This window comes from Sphingosinicellaceae bacterium, assembly GCA_019285715.1.
In the GTDB taxonomy this organism is placed as follows: domain Bacteria; phylum Pseudomonadota; class Alphaproteobacteria; order Sphingomonadales; family Sphingomonadaceae; genus Glacieibacterium.
Genome location: CP079108.1, coordinates 685942 through 703249, shown reverse-complemented (window position 1 = coordinate 703249; position 17308 = coordinate 685942). Strand labels below are relative to the sequence as shown.

Here is a 17308-nt window from a genome sequence, read left to right as displayed (position 1 = left end):
GACCCTGGAGGTTGATGATGAACATTGCCGTCAAGACATTTCGTGCCGACCGCCATCCGGCCGACACCTACGAGGACATCCTCGAGCGTGACACGCGCCCAGTGCCCGCGCATCTGCGCGAAGGCCCCGTGCCCGACATCGGCGCCGCTCCTGTCGACATCGACCGCTACATCAATCCGGCGTTCGCGCGGATCGAGGAGCAGCACCTGTGGCCGCACATCTGGCAGATGGCGTGCCGCGAAGAGGAAATCCCCAACCCCGGCGACGTGATCATCTATGAGATCGCGGGCAAGTCGCTGCTCGTCACCCGCCAGCGCGACGGCTCGATCCGCGCCTTCCACAATTCGTGCCTGCACCGCGCCCGCAAGCTCGCAACCCTGCCTGGCTGCAAGAACGAGTTCCGCTGCCCGTATCACGGCATCGCCTGGAATACCGACGGCAGTTTCAAGGACAACCCGATCGCCTGGGACTTCCCGCAGTGGGAAGGCAAGGACATCTCGTTGCCCGAGGCTCTCGTCGACACATGGGCCGGGTTCGTGTTCATCAATCTCGACCGTAACGCCGGACCGCTTTCCGAGGCGCTGAACCCGATCCAGGAGCATTTCGAGCGCTACCACCTCGAGGACTGCTACATCACGATGCACGTCCAGAAGACGGTCGGCTGCAACTGGAAGGCCGCGGCGGAGGCTTTCATGGAAAGCCACCACGCGATTACCACCCACCCGCAGCTGCTGCCCTATCTCGCCGACGTGAACAGCCAGTACGACGTGCTGTCCGACCACGTCACCCGGCAGTTCTCGGCGCAGATGGTACCGAGCCCGATGGTCTCCCGCGAATATTCCGAGGAAGAGATCATGAACGCCATGCTCGGCGTCGGCTCGCGCACGCGCTCTGCGGCAAGCGACCCGGCGGACGGCATGACAATCCCCGACGGCATCACCGCGCGGGCCTTCGTCGCCGAAATGTCGCGCAAGACGATCGGTACAGAGGACGGCTACGACTATTCCGACGCTTCCGACGCCGAGATGGTCGACGCCCTGCTGTACAACGTCTTCCCGAACATGAGCTTCTGGGCCGGCTACATGCCCAAGCTGTTCTATCGGTGGCGTCCGAATGGTGCCGACCACGACACCTCGATCATGGACATCTACCTGCTCAAGCGTGTGCCCAAGGGCCAGGCGCGGCCCAAGCCGGCCCCGGTGTTCGAAATCGGACTCGACGAGAGCATCCTCGAGATGGGTGTCAAGGCCGGCATGTCGCAGGGCCTCGCCGCGGTCTTCGAGCAGGACATGGCGAACCTGCCGCACGTCCAGACCGGCATGAAGGCGTCGGCGATTGGCGTCATCAACTTCGGTCGCTACGCCGAGATGCGCATCCGCCTGATGCACCAGATGATCGACCGCTACATCGCCCGTAGCGTCGCGAACACCGCAAGGCTGGCGGCGGTCAACTGAGGACGGCGCGGCCGATGCCCTTCCCGGCATCGGTCGCGCTTCTCCGTCAACGACAGGTTCCGCCGCGCTCGCCAGGCCCGGCGCGGACCGATGCAACCGCCGGATAGGAAAACCTGAGCACGTGGGCGGGGAGACGATCATCAAGCGCGGGTCGGTCGCCGCCGGGGCTCCCGGTATCGTCGTCTCGCCGGTGGTTCCGGCCGTGAAAAGCAGTGATGCCTATCTCTGGTACGTCGTCGCCTTCCTGACCGTCGCTGCGACGGTGTCGATCGTCGACCGCCAGATCCTCGCACTGATGATTGGCCCGGTGAAGCGCGACCTCGGCGTCAGCGACACCATGATGGGGCTACTCGGCGGCCTTGCGTTCACGCTGTTCTACACCTTCCTGACGCTGCCGATGGCGTGGCTGGCCGACCAGAGTTCGCGCCGCCGGATCATCGGCTGGGGCATCTTTTTCTGGAGCCTCGCGACCATCGGCTGCGGATTGGCGAGCCGCTTCGGCCAGTTGTTCTTCGCGCGGATGTGCGTGGGCGTTGGCGAGGCGACGCTGCAGCCGGCCGCGATCTCGCTGATGTCCGACTATTTCGACCGGGCCAAGCTGCCCCTGGCGCTCGGCATTTTCTCGGCCTCGCCGTTCGTCGGGGTCGGGCTCGCGAACATCCTTGGGGGCAGCGTCGTCCAGCACCTCGAGGCGCTCGACGTCATCAACCTGCCGCTCATCGGCACGGTGCGCTCATGGCAGGCAATGTTCATCATCGTCGGCACGCCGGGAATCGTGCTCGCGCTGCTGACGCTGACGATCCGCGAGCCAGCGCGGCGCGGAATGGCGCTGGCCGCAGCCGCTGGCGCTCCCGCGACCATCGACCGGGCGGCGATCATGGCCCTGCTCCGCTCGCGCGGGCGCTTCCTGACCTACCATTTCATCGCCTACACCGCACTCGCGGTGCAGGGCTGGGCATTGTTCTACTGGGTCGTCGAGTTCTTCATCCGCGAGCACGGCGCGACGCGCGCCGAAACCGGCCTCACCTTCGGCACCATCGCACTTGTCTTCGGCACCATCGGCAGCATCATCTCAGGCATCCTGTCCGGCCGGATGATGCGCGCCGGTCGTCCCGACGCGACGCTGCGCCTGGTGCTGGCGGCGGCGCTGCTGCTGATCCCGGTCGGCATCGCGGCGCCGCTGGTCAGCGGCTTCTGGCCGGCGATGGGCCTGTTCGCGGTGGCGATGTTCTTCATGGGCTGGCCGACCGGCCTCGGCACCGCAGCACTCCAGTTCATCGTCCCGAACGAACTACGCGGCAGGATCATCGCACTCTACCTCGTGGTCGTGAACTTCCTCAGTTATTCGCTCGGGCCGTTGCTCGGTGGGCTGATCAGCGACCAGGTCTTCGACGGCAAGTCGCTCGGCTCGACGCTCGCGCTGATGGCGGTGGTCAACTATCCGCTGGGCGCCTTCTTTGTGTGGCGCAGCCTCCCCCATTTCCGCGCCGCTTTGCTCAATTCCGAGAAATGGCGCGACGACCAACCAATCGTGAGGGCCCACTGAGTGTCACTGGCTGCCGCTGAACATCTGCACACCGACCCGACTGCGTTCGCGCTGGTCGACGACCAGCACCAGCTCGACTGGGCGACGCTCGACGGCATCGTCAACCGCGGCACTAACGCCCTGCTCGCGATGTCTCTCGGCACGCCGCCGCGCGCTGCCGTGTTCGCCAACAATTCGGTCGAGACCGGCCTCGCGTATCTGTGCGCGCTCCACGCCGGGGTTTCGAGTGTACCCGTCAACTTCCACCTGACCGCGGACGAGGTCGCCTATATCCTCAAGGACAGCGGCGCTCGCATCGTCTTCGTCGGCCCCGAGACCGCGGTCGCCGGGGTCAAGGCGGCCCGGCAGGCGGGCATCGACCATGTTGTCGGCTGGCGCTGCGACGGTGTCGAAGGCGTCGAGTCCTGGGACGCCTGGCTTGCCGCCGCCAGCCCCGCCGAGCCGCCGACCGACATGCCTTCGCTGCCCCACCTCCACTACACCTCGGGCACCACCGGGCGTCCCAAGGGTGCCGAGACCCCGCCCAACATGTTCCCGCGAACGCCCAGCGTCGCCGCACTGTTCGACGCGCTGCGGACCGCTGTAACCGCCAGTGTCGCCGGTCCCGCCATCCTCGTCGGGCCGTTTTATCATACCGGCCCGCTCGGCTCGGTCCGGCAGCTTGCCGGCGGCCGGCCGCTGGTCATCGTCCCGAAGTTCGACGCGGAGGCGATCCTCGCCGCGATCGAGCGCTGGGGTGCCGCGACTTCGGTCATGGTACCGACTCATTTCCAGCGCCTGCTCGCGCTCCCCGAGGACGTCCGCAAGCGCTACGACGTGTCGAGCCTGCGCCTTGTCTCGCACACCGGCGCGGCCTGCCCGATGGACGTCAAGCGCGCCATGATCGAGTGGTGGGGCCCGGTGCTGGTCGAGGCCTACGGCGCCACCGAGGCCGGCACGACCAACATGATCGGCTCCGAGGAGTGGCTGCGCAAGCCGGGTTCGGTGGGCAAGGCAGTGCCGCCGTTCGAGATGGTCGTCATCGCCGAGGACGGTTCGCGGCTCGGCACCGGCGAAGTCGGCCAGCTGTACTTCCGCGACCCGAGCGGGCGCGGCATCGTCTATCACAACGACCCGGTGAAGACCGCCGAAGCCCACCTCGAGCCCGGCGTCTTCACGCTCGGCGAGGTCGGCTACGTCGACCCCGAAGGCTATGTCTACATCACCGATCGCAGCTCGGACATGATCGTCTCGGGCGGGGTCAACATCTACCCGGCCGAGATCGAGCAGGTCCTGATCGAGCACCCTTCCATCGAGGACGTCGCGGTGATCGGCGTGCCCGACAAGGAGATGGGCGAGGCGGTCAAGGCGCTGCTCGTCGCCGCTCCCGGCATCACCCCCGACATCGAGGCGATCGCGCGGTACTGCCGCGAGCGCATGGCCGGCTACAAGTCGCCGCGCAGCTATGAGATCGTCCCCGACGTTGGGCGCAACGCCATGGGCAAGGTCAACAAGCGCGAACTGCGCAAGCCCTACTGGCCGTCCGATCGAACCATCGGCGGCTGACAACGACTTACTTGGGAGAGAGATCATGAGACTGGAAGGCAAGCGTGCCGTCGTGCTCGGCGCCGCCGGCAAGCACAATATGGGGCAGGTCATCGCCCACCACCTGACGCTCGAGGGCGCCAAGGTCGTCGTCGCGGGCCGCAAGCGTGAGTTCCTTGACAGCTTCGTCGCCGAGCACCCCGGCAAAGCCTTCGCGACCACCTGCGATATCACCGACAAGGCGCAGACCGATGCGCTCGCCGCGTTCGCGACCAAGGAGATGGGCGGTGTCGACATCGCCATCAATGCCACCGGCTGGGGCTTGCTGAAGCCGTTCCTCGAGACCACGGCCGAGGAAATCCAGCAGATCAGCGACCTGCAGTTCAAGGGCCCTTTCCTGTTCTTCCAGTCGATGATCGGCGCGATGAAGGACGGCGGCTCGCTGATCCAGATCTCGTCGGCGACGGCGACGATCATGCTCAACGACCATGCCGCCTACATGGGCACCAAAGCCGGGACCGACCATGTCATGCGCTGCATCGCCAACGAGTTCGGCGACCGCGGCATCCGTGCCAACTCGATTTCCCCGGGCCTGACCGACACCCCGATGACCGCCGCCGGCATGGCCACCCCGGGGCTGCACGAGGCGTTCCTGCCGGCCTATCCGCTGGGCCGCATCGGCACCTCGGAGGACATCGCCGCCGCCGCGATCTGGCTGTCGTCGGACGAGTGCTTCATGACCGGGCAGAACCTCCAGGTGAACGGCGGCCTGACGCTGCGCCGCAACCCGTGGAAGAGCGAGATCACCGCCTCGGTCATGGCGGCGATGGCCGCGCAGTGAGCGGCGCGCCCGCTCCTGCCGACAGCCTCGCACAGCTCGGGCCGGTGATGCAATTATCCTATTGCCCGGCGGACTATGACGCCGCGCTGGCCCACTGGCTTGGGCTGGGGGCGGGTCCGTTCTTCGAGATGCACCACGTCCAGCTCGAGAACATCCGCTTCAACGGCCAGCCCAGCGACATCGATTTCTCGATGGCGCTCGGCTATTATGGCAACATCCAGATCGAGCTGATCCGCCAGCACAACGACGCTCCGTCGATGTACACCGAGTGGCGCGCGGCGGGCCGCGAGGGCGTACAGCACATGTGCGTCCTGGTCGACGACATCGCCGACACGCGGCGCCGCGTTGCCCTGGCCGGAGCGACGGTTGTCCAGGAGGGCGAGCTGCCCGGCGGAGCGGGGGCGGTGATCTACGTCGACACCGGCGGCGGACCGGGCACGGTCATCGAGTATCTGCAGATCGGCGCGGCGGGCCATGCCGGCTTCGCCATGATGCGAGCCGCGCACCAGGACTGGGACGGCAGCGACCCGATACGCGGTCGCGGCTGACTTCCCAACGTCACGACACCACCATCAATTAGCGGGAGACTGACATGGAACTGGGACTCAAGGGCAAGAAAGTCATCATCACGGGAGGCAGCCGCGGCCTTGGCCGTGCCGCGCTCGAGCTGTTCGCCGGTGAAGGTGCGGACGTCGCGTTCTTCTCGCGCAACGCCGAGCAGGTCGCCGAGACCAAGGCGTCGCTCGAGAAGCACGGCGGCAAGGTCATCGGCGAAGTCTTCGACATGGCCAACGAGGGCTACACGGCGTGGCTCGAAAAGGCCGCGACCGACCTCGGTGGCTGCGACATCTTCATTCACAACGTCAGTTCGTCGGGCGCCGGCGGCACCGGCGACTGGGACATGACCTACCGCTACGACATCATGGGCGCGGTCGACGGCTGCACCGCGTTGCTGCCATGGCTGGAGAAGTCCGAGGCCGGTTCGGTGATCCTGATGTCGAGCACCGCCGCGGTCGAGACCTTCATCCAGCCCGCTGCCTTCAATGCGCTCAAGGCGGCGCTGATCACCTACGGCAAGCAGCTGAGCCAAGCTTGGGGTCCCAAGGGCATCCGCGTCAACATCGTGTCGCCGGGGCCGATCGTGTTCCCGGGCGGCAACTGGTCGAAGATCAAGGAAGGCATGCCCGACTTCTACAAGATGACCGAGGGACAGATGGCAATGGGCCGCTTCGGCAACGCCGAGGAAGTCGCGCGCACCGTCGTGTTCCTGTCGAGCCCGGCGTCGTCCTACACGACCGGAACCAACGTCATCATCGACGGCGGCTACACCAAGCGCGTGCAGTTCTAGGCGAAACCGGCCGGGACGGTCGCCTTCGGGCGCTGTCCCGACCCTTCCCGAAACGGCAGGAGCGAAGACGATGCGCGAGTCCGTAGCCGACGCCCCTGCCCCCGCCACGGCGGCCGGGGTCAGTGCCCCCGCCCCGCACGTCGCCTTCGCCCCCGTCGTCACCCTGATGGCGCTGATCCAGGTCGTCTGCACCACCGACTTCTCGATCGTCAGCGTCGCGCTGCCGTCGATCGGGCGCGCCTTCGCTGCCCCGCCGGCATTGCTGTCGTGGGTCGTCGTCGCGAGTGCGCTGGCGCTCGCCAGCCTGCTGATGATCGGCGGGCGGATGATCGACCGCATCGGGCATCGCAGCGTGCTGACAATCGGGCTGGTGGTGTTCGCCGCCGGCTCCGTCGTCGCCGGGCTGGCCCCAAGCATCTACTGGTTGCTCGCAGCGCGGGCGTTGCAGGGCGCGGCGGTCGCCCTGATCTCGCCGGGAGCCTTCGCCCTCATCCCCGCCTTCATCCCCGAAGGCCCCGACCGCCACCGCGCGCTTGGGGTGTTCGGCATGACGCAAGGCGTCTCGCTGATCCTCGGGCTGTTGCTTGGCGGCGGCATCGTCTCGGCGCTCGGCTGGCGCGGCGTGTTCTTCATCAACCTGCCGCTGATCGCGGTCGCGCTGTGGCTGACGCTGCGCTACCTGCCCAAGCGCGCGGTCGCCGTGAAGGAGCCGATCGACTTCGGCGGCGCGGCGACCATCACACTCGCCATCGTGCTGCTGGTGACCGGCATTTCGGCGATCGGCGAGTTCGGCCCAGGCGCGCCGCGCACGATCGGGCTGATCGGCGGCGCGGTCGCGATGCTCGGCATTTTCGCCGCGATCGAACGGCGGGTCGCCGCCCCACTGGTGCCGCCCGGCATTTTCGGGCGCCCGGCGTTCAAGGCGGCCGCAGCGATTTCGCTGCTGGTCCTGCTCGGTGTCGGCGGGCTGCTGGTGCTGTCACAGGTCTATATGCAGCGCGTGCTCGGTTACAGCGCCGCGATGTCGGGGCTCGGCACCATGCCCTACGCGGCGGCCGTGCTGATCGCCGGCAACCTCGCGCCGCGCCTGCTCGGGCGGTTTCAGGTCCGGCAGTTGGTGATCGGGGCGATGCTGCTCAACGCCACCGGGCTGCTGATCCTCGCGGCGACGGTCGGCGAGGCCTATGCGTTCAGCATCGCGCCCGGCATGGCGATCTCCGCGCTCGGCAGCGTCACCGCCTTCATCGTGATCATGGGCGCGGCGACCGACGGCCTCCGCCCCGCCGAGCAGGGTGTCGGCACGGCACTGTTGTTCACTTGCCAGCAGCTCGGGGTCGCACTCGGGGCGTCGATCGGCATGACGCTGATCGACAACCACACGGCGACCGTTAGCGCGGCGGATTTCCGGGTGGCGTTCGTGGCGTTCGCGGCGGCGCTGGGGATTGCGGTTGCCGTTGCGCTGGTGGGGATTCCGGGGCGGCGGGCGGTCGCTATTGCGTAACCGTCATCCCCGCCTTCGCGGGGATGACGGTCGACCGCCGGCTCAGCCAGCCACCCACTTGTCGATATTCTCGTGGAAATACCGCACCCGCCGCTCCTGCCACGCGAGATAATCGCGCTTGTAGCCGCGTGAGTGCAGGCCGCGCTGCTGGTGGCCCCAGATCGACACGTCCTGGTCGATGCCGGGCCCCATAGAGACCTCGTTGACCTTGCCGACGACGTGCGGTGCGGGCACGGCGACATCGACCCACTCGCTCATGCTCTGCGAGTAATAGCGGTCGGTGCCCTCGGGGAAGAGGGTCATGTACCACATGTCGAAGTAGCATTTTTCCGGATCGGTCTCGTGCGGCCGGCCGCGCAGCCAGATGTTGCCGTCGGGCTTGAGGCTGAACGAGGTGTTCGGGAAGATCGTGTAGTGCCAGTGATCGGTCAGCTGGTCGTCGTGATACGTGGTGAAGTCGAAGCCCTTGTCCTGGCCGTGCGCGCGCTTCGCTTTCTGCAGGTCGAGGCGGATTTCGCCGGTGCGGCCGCCGCGATATTTCTCCGGGTCGAGGCCCCAGAACTTGAGCTCCTCGGCGAGCATCGACAGCGTCTCGTTCTCGCCGCCGCGCAGCATCTTGGTCGGCCCGGCACCGGGCATGAACATGCGGGCATGGCCTTCCGGATACAGGTCGAACTGGCAGTGGTGATGCGAATATTCCATCACGAACTTGGTCTGCGGATGCACGAACGGGACGTGGTAGCTCTCGTTGAAATTGTCCTGGATAAGCTTCCAGTTGAAGTCCGCCTCGATCGTCACCCAGTGCGTGCGGACCATCCGGTCCATCGGATAGGATTCGATCTGCGGCACGATCGGGCCGAGAAAGTCGCGCAGTGGCTGGCAGTTGTCGTCCATGTTGAACCACACGAAGCCGGCCCAGACCTCGCACTTGATCTCGACCATGTTGAGCTTGCCGCACGGGCTGCCCTGGACGAAATCGGCCTCGTCGGGGACGGTCTTGAGCGTGCCGCGAAGGTCGTAGGCCCAGCCGTGGTACGGGCAGACCATGCGCTTGACGTTGCCCTGCTCGCCGCTGACGACGGGCATGCCGCGATGCTGGCAGACGTTGTAGAAGGCGCGGACCTTGTCGTCGTCGCCGCGGATACAGACGATGGTCTCGGGACCGAGGTCCGCGGTCAGGTAATCGCCCTTCTTGGCGACCTGCGCGATGACGCCGCCGATCTGCCAGGTCTTGGTCCAGATCTTCTCCCACTCCTGGTCGGCGAAGGCCTTCGAGTAATAGCGGTCGGGGTTGATCGGGGTGTTGCGGAAGTTCGGGTCGGGGAACTTCGACATGTCGGCGCGCGGGCGCTCGGCGGCGTCGTCGCGGTCGAGGATAGTGGCCATTGCTGTCTCCTGCTGGTGCGGGGCCGGCGCGTCGACGCCGGTCGAAAGGGGCTAGGCGGCGTGTTCGAGCTGAGTCGGGTTGGGGCGGTTGGCGTACGAGGCGTCGTCATGCCCGCGCGCGCCGAAGACGGTCGCGCCGGGGTTGTCGCGGTCCCAGATGTCGGTGGCGGGCTCGGTCCGGCTCCAGTCGTAGATCGCGTGGCGATGCGCGAACTTCCACTCGCCGGCGCGACGCTCGAAGCGGTCGAGGTAGCGGCCCGCGGCGATCATCAGGATGTCGCTGCCAGCCTTGTCTATGACGTGGTGGGCGACAAAGTAAGACTCTCCGTAGGCGGTGTCGCCGTCGAGCTCGATCAGCACGTTACCGATGATGTGCTGGGTGCGGCGCATGGTGGCGAGGACGTCCATCACCCAGGGGATGAAGTCCGCGGCGGTGCCGACGAAGCTGCCGTGGTCGTCGGTCGCGTCGGGGTGGAACAGCGACTTCAGCAGCACCGCATCGCAGCGGTCGATCGAGCGCGCCAGCTTGTAGACGAGCTCGGTCAGCACCTGCTTGTCGAGGAAGGCATCGAGGTTCGCTTGGCTCGTCATGCGGCAGCTCCAAGATATTTGTCGAGGGTCGCGTGGAATCGGCGGACACGGACTTCCTGGTAGTTGCCCAGGGTCTGGCCCTTCTTGAAGGACGCCTGGAAGCCCCGGTACTGCATCGCCAGATTGTCGGTGTCCTGGTCATAGACCGCGCCGAGGCCGGGGTTCATGCCCGGTGCGTCGGCGTAGCTCTGCTCGACCGTGACCGGGATCGGGTCGGGCGGGAATTCCTCGGGCGCACCCTCGGGCACCAGCTTCAGGAACATAAGGTCGAACATGGTGCGGCCGGTGTCGTTGCCGATCGGCCGAAAGCGGTAGATCATCGGCAGCGACACGCCCGGGAACAGGCACATGTTCGGGAAGAAGTGATACTCGATCGAGTCGAGCATCTCGCTGTCGGAATATTCGGACAGGTCGACCCCGGACTGCGCACCGATCTCGTCGCGGGCGAGGGCCGCGGCGACCGAGCGCGCGGTGCGTCCCTCCGGCACGACCGCGCCGCCGGTGCCGCGCATCTTGTCGAAGATTTGCTGCTGGGTCTGCGGCGTCGTGTAGTGCGGGCTCGGGAAGCCGATGGTGTGCACGAAGCGCGTCACGTGCTCGTCGAAGACGTCGTACTGGGCGTTGGCATCGCCCGCGGTCGCGAGGCCCTGCGAGTGGGTCTCGTAGACGTGATAGGCCTCGAGGAACGCCTCCGTCGCGGCCTTCCAATTGGTCGGCAGCTCCTTCTGCAGGTGCAGCGCGACGCGGCGCTTCGACAGGTCCCAGCGTCCTGTAAAATGGTCGGCGAGTGCGCCGAGCTGGCGGCTGAGCGGTGCCGCCTCCGGGTCCATGTTGATGAATACGAAGCCGCCCCACAGCTCGACCTTGACCTCGGGGAGCCGGGTGTTGGCGTCGGTAACGTGGGGGAAGTCCCAGCGGCACGGGATGTTCTTCAGCGAGCCGTCGAGGTTCCAGCTCCAGCCATGAAACGGGCAACGGAAGTCGGTGGCGGTGCCGCTGCTCTCCGACGGGCGGAGCTGGGTGCCGCGGTGGAGACAGACGTTATGGTAGGCCTTGATCTCGGTCGGCGAGACGCGGGTGATCAGGATCGAGTAGCGGCCGACGTCGTAGGTGATGTAGTCGCCGGTCTCGGGCAGATGCTCCTCGCGGCAGGCCCACTGCCAGACCTTGGGCCACAGGTCGCGCATCTCGCGCTCGAAGAACTCGGGCGAGGTGTACCGGTCGAAAGCAATGTCGGCGTCGCCCATGAAGTCATAGGCCTCGGCAGTCAGCGCCGGCGGCACCGCCCAGCCATCGGAAAGGATGATGTCGCGCGTGCTCGGTCCGGGGCAGCGATGACCACCAGGTGCGAGCGCGGAAAATTCTTCCACCTTCATCCGTCACTCCCCGGGCGATCGCCCGGCCATAGTTGACCTGAGCTTTTTATTCGCTGATGACTATTCCGCTTTCTGCTTGCCGTGTCAATTTCGTGGAAGGGGTCCAGTGAAGAAACGCGACAGGACGCGCCGCGCGATCCTTGAGGCGGGCATCGACTGCCTCAACGAGTCGGGTTTCCACGCCCTGACACTGACCCGGGTGACCGAGAAAGCCGGCGTGACGCGCGGCTGCCTGCGCTATTATTTCGCCTCGCTGGAGGCGCTGACACTGGCGCTCGCGGGCTATATCGGCCGCGCGATGTGGCAGAGCCATGTCGATGCGATCGCCGATCGCCCGGCCGGAACCAGCGCGATCATCTTCGCGGTGTCGTTGATCGGCGATGCCCGGCTCGACCGGTTTCGCACGGCCCGCATGGAGCTTACCGTGGCGGCGCGCACTGTCCCCGCACTCCACGACGCCATCGCGCAGTCGGTCGAGGAGATCGAAATCGAGAAGGCGCGCCTGGTCGACACCATCTTCGACCTGCCGGGTGTCGCCCAGCAGCCGAACTTCGCCGCGGCTCGCGATCTCGCGCAACTGGTCGAGGACTGGCTCTTCCTGCAGCCCCTGCCCGCTCCCGCCACGGAGCGCCGGGTCGCCGTCCGCCGCGCTCTCGAACTCGCGCTGCTGGCGATCTGGCAAGCCCCCGGCGATGCTGTCGTCGGGGAGCGCGTCGTCCGGCCCCGACGAGCCGCAGCGCGACTGTCGACGGAGGCCGCGCGCCGCCTGGTGACGGGCCAAGCCTGACCGCCTACGCCAGGAGCAGGGCCGCTCCCTCGTTCCCGACCCCTATCAAAATCAATCTTGCTGGGGTGCGCAGAATCTCATAGCGTTCCGTACGTCAAGCAAGAGCGGCACCCGACCGCTCCACCTACATCGCTGTTCATAATAAAGTCCTTGGGGAGTTGGCCATGCGCCAGAGTTTTTCACGTCGTGCGCAGCTGATGACCGGCGTCGCGCTTTTCGCGACCGCGCTCGCCGTTGCCCCGGTGGCGGCCCAGACCCTGCCGGCGACCAACGATCCGGGCTCGGTTCCAGCCGGCACGCCGACCGCCCCGGCCCGGAGTTCGGTCGTCACCGCGCAGGCCGGCGGTCTCGAGGACATCGTCGTCACCGCACGCCGCAAGGTCGAGAGCGCGCAGGACATTCCGGTTTCCGTCACCGCGATCAGCGCCGCCCAGATCCAGGCGAAGGACCTGACCAGCCTCGAGAAGATCGCCGCTTCGACTCCGCAGTTCACCGTCGGACGCGCCTCGAACGGTGCCGGCGCCCAGCTCACGCTGCGCGGCATCGGCTCGTCGGCAACCTCGATCGGCGTCGAGCAGTCGGTCGCGATCGTCGTCGACGGCGTCTATTACGGCCAGGGTCGCGTCATCAACGAAGGCTTCTTCGACCTGGCGCGCGTCGAAATCCTGAAGGGCCCGCAGGCGTTGTTCTTCGGCAAGAACGCCACCGCCGGCGTCGTTTCGCTGACCACCGCCGACCCCGGCGACAAGGCCGAATACATCGGCCGCGTCGGCTATGAGTTCGGCTCCCAGCAACTGAGCGGCGAGGCGATCGTGTCGACCCCGCTGACCGACACGCTCGGCATCCGCGTTGCGGTGCGCGCCTCCAACATGTTCGGCGGCTACTACAAGAACGAGGCGATCGACACGCCGTACAGCACCTTCGACGTCGCCACCGGCAGCTTGAACGCTCACACCGGCCTGCCCGCGACCAAGGACGAGCCGCAGGAGAAGGAACTGATCGGCCGCGTCACCTTGAAGTGGGACCCGACCGACCGGTTGAGCGTCACCCTGAAGGGGTCAGTCGACTATAATCACGTCGACGGCAACGGCTGGAACTACGTTGCCGTCAACTGCCCGGGCGGCAAGACGGCGATCGCCCCGAACTACACCTGCGAAAACCATTTCGTCATCCACCAGAACAACTTGCCGGTCGACATCGCTGCCGTCTATCCGTACGCCAAGAAGGACGGCGCGCTGTACAACACCTACAAGTCGTACCAGGGCACCGGTACGATCAACTACAAGCTCGACAATGTCACTCTGACGTCGATCACCAACTACAACCACAACGACAACCGTTTCGCCTGCGACTGCGACTTCCTGTCGGGCGCAGTGTGGGCGACGGAGAACTCCAGCTTTCACGCCTTCAGCGAGGAATTCCGCGCCCAGACCGACTTCGATTCACCGATCAACCTGATGGTCGGCGGTTACTACCAGAACACGCGCCGCGACTTCTTCCAGGCGGTGATGTTCGCCGGCGTCGAGAATTCGGCCGCCACTCCGGCGAACCGCTACGTCGCCTACTCCAAGCAGTCGTACACCAATGGTGAAACCCTGTCGGGGTTCGGCCAGGTGTCGTGGAAAATCCTGCCCAAGGTCGAGGCCACCGCCGGCGTCCGCTATATCCACGAGACCAAGGACAGCGCCTTCTTCCAGCCGTACGTGAACCCGGCGATCGCCTCGATCTTCACCCCGGAGAGTGCCCCGAGCGGCATCCTTGCGGCGAAGCAGGTCTTCAACAACTGGTCGCCCGAAGCGACGATCAGCTACAAGCCGGTCCGCGACGTGCTTATCTACGGTGCGTACAAGACGGCGTACAAGTCGGGCGGCTTCTCCAACAGCGCGATCAACTCGGCGCAGTCGCCGAACCCGGTCGGCGACCTTACCTTCCGTCCTGAAAAGGGCGCCGGGTTCGAGGGCGGCGTCAAGACGACCCTGCTGGACAACCAGCTGCGCCTGAACGTCGGCATCTACACCTACAAGTACAGCAACCTGCAGGTCGACTATTTCAACTCGCAGATCTTCGCCTATCAGACCTACAACGCCGGTACCGCGCGGACCAAGGGTGTCGAGATCGAGGCCGAATACGCGCCGCAGTCGATCGAGGGCCTGTCGATCCACGGCACCGTCAACTACAACCGCGCCCGCTATAAGGACTTCCTCGCGCCCTGCTATTCGGGCCAGCTGCCGAGCGCCGGCTGCACCCTGGTCGGGCCGTCGAACGCGCCGTTCCAGTCGCTCAGCGGCCAGCCGACCGCGGTTGCCCCGGAGTGGACCGGCACGCTCGGCTTCTCCTACGAGCGGCCGGTGTCGGCGACGCTCAAGTTCGGCATCAACGTCGACGGGCGCTACAGCGACAACTACACCGCCTCCAGCTTCGGCAACCCGGCGACCGGCGTGCACAGCTATGCGGTGCTCGACACCAGCGTCCGGGTCGGTCGCGACGATGGCCGCTGGGAGCTTGCGCTGATCGCCAAGAACCTGACCGACCACTTTTACTTCACCGGTGGTGGTGACGCGCCGCTGACCGGCAGCGGCACCGGCACCCCGAGCGGCATCGGCGCCGACCAGACCGGCTACGGCACGCTGCCCCGCACGGTGAAGCTGCAGCTGACCGTCAAGTATTGAGAACGCGAGCCCGGGGCGCCTGCGCCCCGGGCTGCCCGTCGGAACTCGCCCGACTGCCCGCTGCAACAGTTCTCGTTTTGCGACTGAAAAGTCGATAAGGTTCCGTATTAACGCGGGCCAACAAGGCGGGCACCATGGGGACGAAGCAGAAGATCGCCGTGCTCGGCGGCGGCGTGGGCGCGCTGTCGGCCGCATTCTACATCACCGAACAGCCGGGCTGGGCCGACAGGTACGAGATCACGGTCTATCAGCAGGGCTGGCGGCTCGGCGGCAAGTGCGCCAGCGGCCACGACATGCGCGAGGGCTATGGCCACCGCATCTACGAGCACGGCCTGCACATCTTCGGGGGCTTCTACTACCAGGCGTTCGACCTGCTGCGCCGCGCCTACGATGCGCTCGACCGCCCCGATGGCCACCCCAACCAGGGCGTCTGGGACGCGTTCACCCCCGAGGACGAGGTCACGCTGGTCGACAATTCCGACCCGAACAATCCGAACGACCTATGGTTCGTCAACATGCCGGCGAATAACGAACTTCCCGGCGACGACCTCAGGCAGCCTGCGGTCGAGGAGATGATCACCGGCCTCGTCGCGCTGCTGATCCACTATTCGCCCGGCTCGCACAACGTGCACCATTCCGCGATTGGCCCGGCGACCCCGCCCGAGACGCCACTCGGCACCGCGTTCCAGCACTTCAAGGCGTTCCTGACCGGCACCGTCGAGAGCGTCGAGCAGGCGGTCGAGGACGAGGTCGCCAAGGTCACCACCGAGATCGTCCTCCACCAGATGATCAAGATGATCAACGAGCACGCCAAGTCGATCCGCGACATGACCACCAAGACCAACGCGCTGGTGCCGGTCGAGCGCTTCCTGCTTTCGGCGTTCCTGGTCCAGACGATAATCCGCGGCGTCGCCGTCGATGACGTCATCCTCAAGGGCTACAACTCGATCGACATCTACGAGTTCAGTGACTGGCTGTACCAGAACGCATTGGCAGTGGCGAAGGCCTTCCCGGAGTGGGGCGACCCCGAGACCCGCGCCAAGCAGCTCATCGACTGGGCGCCGATCCAGTCGTCCTACGATTACGTGTTCGGCTTCGGCGACGGCGGCGACACCAGTAAGCGCACGTTCGCCGCCGGCACGGCGCTGCACTCGTTCCTGCTGCTGGTGCTGGGCTACAAGGGGCACTTCTTCTGGAAGATGCGCGGCGCGATGGGCGACGTCGTGATCGCGCCGCTTTACCTCGCGCTGAAGAAACGCGGCGTGAGTTTCGAGTTCTTCAGCCGCATCACCGCGCTCAACCCTGATCCGCACACCGCGCAGATCGCCTCGATCGACTATGTCCGGCAGGTGGCGCTGGCCGATCCGGCGACGCCTTACCAGCCGCTGATCGAGGTACCGATCCCGGGCTGGCCGGTCGACATGCCGCTCGAGGGCTGGCCTGCCGAACCGCTGTGGCCCCAGTTGAAGGACGGCGAGGCGCTTCGGGCCGCGCACCGCGATTTCGAGGCCGACCACATGGGCCTGCCCGGTGCCGGTGACGTTCCGGCACGACTCGTGCTCGGCACCGACTTCGACCTCGTCGTGCTCGGCATCTCGGTCGGCGGGCTGAAGCAGGTTTGCGCCAGCTTCCCGGCGCGGCTGCCGCAGTCCAACTGGGGGCCGATGTTCGGCGCACTGACGCTGACCCGGACCTGCGCGATGCAGCTGTGGATGACGCGGACGATGGACGACCTGGGGTGCAAGGGCTCGAACCGCACGCTGGCGGGCTCCGACCAGCCGTACAGCGCGTGGTCGGACATGTCGCACCTGCTGTCGCGCGAGACCTGGAAGGGTGAGGTGCGGCCGCTGAGCATCGCCTATTTCTGCGGGCAGATCCAAGGACCGCAGGACGGCGCGCCAGCCAACCAGAAGGCTTACGACGCCGCCGTCACCTGGCTGTCGACCAGCAGTCGGATCTTCTGGCCGCGCGCGACTTCGCCGACCAGCCACTACGGCCTCGACCCGAAACTGATCTACGACCCCGCGCCCGGCGCACCCGGCGACGTGCTGACGCGCCAGTACATCCGCGCCAACACCGCGCCGTCGGACCTCTACGTCCAGTCGCCGGCAAACAGCGTCTTCACCCGCATGGACGCCAACCAGTCGGGCTTTGCCAACCTGTTTCTCGCGGGAGACTGGACCTTGAACGGCCTCAACTCCGGCTGCGCGGAGGGTGCGGCGATCAGCGGTGCCCGCTGCGCGCAGGCTGTCGCGGGGACACTGGTCCCGCTGGCGAGCTGAGCG

The 17308-nt window shown here is 66.4% G+C and carries 12 protein-coding genes and 1 pseudogene; 10 read left to right on the top strand and 3 right to left on the bottom strand.

Features of this window, described 5'->3' with window-relative positions; genetic code table 11:
- The first annotated feature begins 17 nt into the window (after positions 1-17).
- The 7 genes and pseudogenes from KX816_03350 to KX816_03320 all read left to right on the top strand — a co-directional run bounded on the left by KX816_03350 (position 18) and on the right by KX816_03320 (position 8214).
- Positions 18-1454 carry an aromatic ring-hydroxylating dioxygenase subunit alpha gene (locus KX816_03350; protein ID QXQ07102.1) on the top strand — a complete coding sequence of 479 codons (1437 nt, stop codon included), beginning with the start codon at positions 18-20 and terminating at the stop codon, positions 1452-1454.
- Positions 1455-1575: 121 nt separating this feature from the next.
- Positions 1576-3000 carry an MFS transporter gene (locus tag KX816_03345; GenBank protein ID QXQ07101.1) on the top strand — a complete coding sequence of 475 codons (1425 nt, stop codon included), beginning with the start codon at positions 1576-1578 and terminating at the stop codon, positions 2998-3000.
- A gap of 48 nt (positions 3001-3048) precedes the next feature.
- A pseudogene (locus tag KX816_03340) lies at positions 3049-4545 on the top strand (AMP-binding protein).
- Positions 4546-4567: 22 nt separating this feature from the next.
- Positions 4568-5365, top strand: coding sequence for an SDR family oxidoreductase (locus tag KX816_03335; protein QXQ08377.1), 798 nt, complete (start codon positions 4568-4570; stop codon positions 5363-5365).
- 47 nt (positions 5366-5412) lie between these two features.
- Complete coding sequence (locus tag KX816_03330; GenBank protein QXQ08376.1) at positions 5413-5913, top strand: VOC family protein; 501 nt, start codon at positions 5413-5415, stop codon at positions 5911-5913.
- 44 nt (positions 5914-5957) lie between these two features.
- Complete coding sequence (locus KX816_03325) at positions 5958-6713, top strand: SDR family oxidoreductase (GenBank protein QXQ07100.1); 756 nt, start codon at positions 5958-5960, stop codon at positions 6711-6713.
- A 70-nt stretch (positions 6714-6783) separates the two neighbouring features.
- Positions 6784-8214: an MFS transporter gene (locus KX816_03320; GenBank protein QXQ07099.1), complete on the top strand. Its 1431-nt coding sequence runs from the start codon at positions 6784-6786 to the stop codon at positions 8212-8214.
- A 42-nt stretch (positions 8215-8256) separates the two neighbouring features.
- Here KX816_03320 and KX816_03315 read toward each other — a convergent pair whose 3' ends face one another.
- The 3 genes from KX816_03315 to KX816_03305 are packed head-to-tail and all read right to left on the bottom strand — an operon-like array spanning position 8257 to position 11567.
- Complete coding sequence (locus KX816_03315; protein QXQ07098.1) at positions 8257-9600, bottom strand: aromatic ring-hydroxylating dioxygenase subunit alpha; 1344 nt, start codon at positions 9598-9600, stop codon at positions 8257-8259.
- A gap of 51 nt (positions 9601-9651) precedes the next feature.
- A complete protein-coding gene (locus KX816_03310) occupies positions 9652-10191 on the bottom strand; it encodes a nuclear transport factor 2 family protein (GenBank protein ID QXQ07097.1) in 540 nt (179 codons plus the stop codon).
- On the bottom strand, positions 10188-11567 hold the full coding sequence (locus tag KX816_03305; GenBank protein ID QXQ07096.1) for an aromatic ring-hydroxylating dioxygenase subunit alpha: 1380 nt from the start codon (positions 11565-11567) through the stop codon (positions 10188-10190). Before KX816_03305 ends, KX816_03310 begins: the two co-directional genes overlap by 4 nt.
- A gap of 106 nt (positions 11568-11673) precedes the next feature.
- Between KX816_03305 and KX816_03300 the strand changes: the two genes are divergently transcribed.
- From KX816_03300 to KX816_03290, 3 genes are all read left to right on the top strand, one after another.
- The gene (locus KX816_03300) at positions 11674-12354 is read left to right on the top strand and encodes a TetR/AcrR family transcriptional regulator (GenBank protein QXQ07095.1); all 681 of its coding nucleotides are present in this window, start codon (positions 11674-11676) and stop codon (positions 12352-12354) included.
- Positions 12355-12518: 164 nt separating this feature from the next.
- Positions 12519-15023, top strand: a complete 2505-nt coding sequence (locus KX816_03295; protein ID QXQ07094.1) for a TonB-dependent receptor — start codon at positions 12519-12521, stop codon at positions 15021-15023.
- Between the two features lie 134 nt (positions 15024-15157).
- Complete coding sequence (locus tag KX816_03290; GenBank protein QXQ07093.1) at positions 15158-17305, top strand: NAD(P)-binding protein; 2148 nt, start codon at positions 15158-15160, stop codon at positions 17303-17305.
- Positions 17306-17308 lie beyond the last annotated feature (3 nt).

Coding starts and splice junctions, on each gene's coding strand:
- KX816_03295 (QXQ07094.1), top strand. CDS start 12,519: ATGCGCCAGAGTTTTTCACGTCGTGCGCAGCTGATGACCGGCGTCGCG.
- KX816_03305 (QXQ07096.1), bottom strand. CDS start 11,567: ATGAAGGTGGAAGAATTTTCCGCGCTCGCACCTGGTGGTCATCGCTGC.
- KX816_03315 (QXQ07098.1), bottom strand. CDS start 9,600: ATGGCCACTATCCTCGACCGCGACGACGCCGCCGAGCGCCCGCGCGCC.
- KX816_03320 (QXQ07099.1), top strand. CDS start 6,784: ATGCGCGAGTCCGTAGCCGACGCCCCTGCCCCCGCCACGGCGGCCGGG.
- KX816_03310 (QXQ07097.1), bottom strand. CDS start 10,191: ATGACGAGCCAAGCGAACCTCGATGCCTTCCTCGACAAGCAGGTGCTG.
- KX816_03325 (QXQ07100.1), top strand. CDS start 5,958: ATGGAACTGGGACTCAAGGGCAAGAAAGTCATCATCACGGGAGGCAGC.
- KX816_03350 (QXQ07102.1), top strand. CDS start 18: ATGAACATTGCCGTCAAGACATTTCGTGCCGACCGCCATCCGGCCGAC.
- KX816_03290 (QXQ07093.1), top strand. CDS start 15,158: ATGGGGACGAAGCAGAAGATCGCCGTGCTCGGCGGCGGCGTGGGCGCG.
- KX816_03330 (QXQ08376.1), top strand. CDS start 5,413: ATGCAATTATCCTATTGCCCGGCGGACTATGACGCCGCGCTGGCCCAC.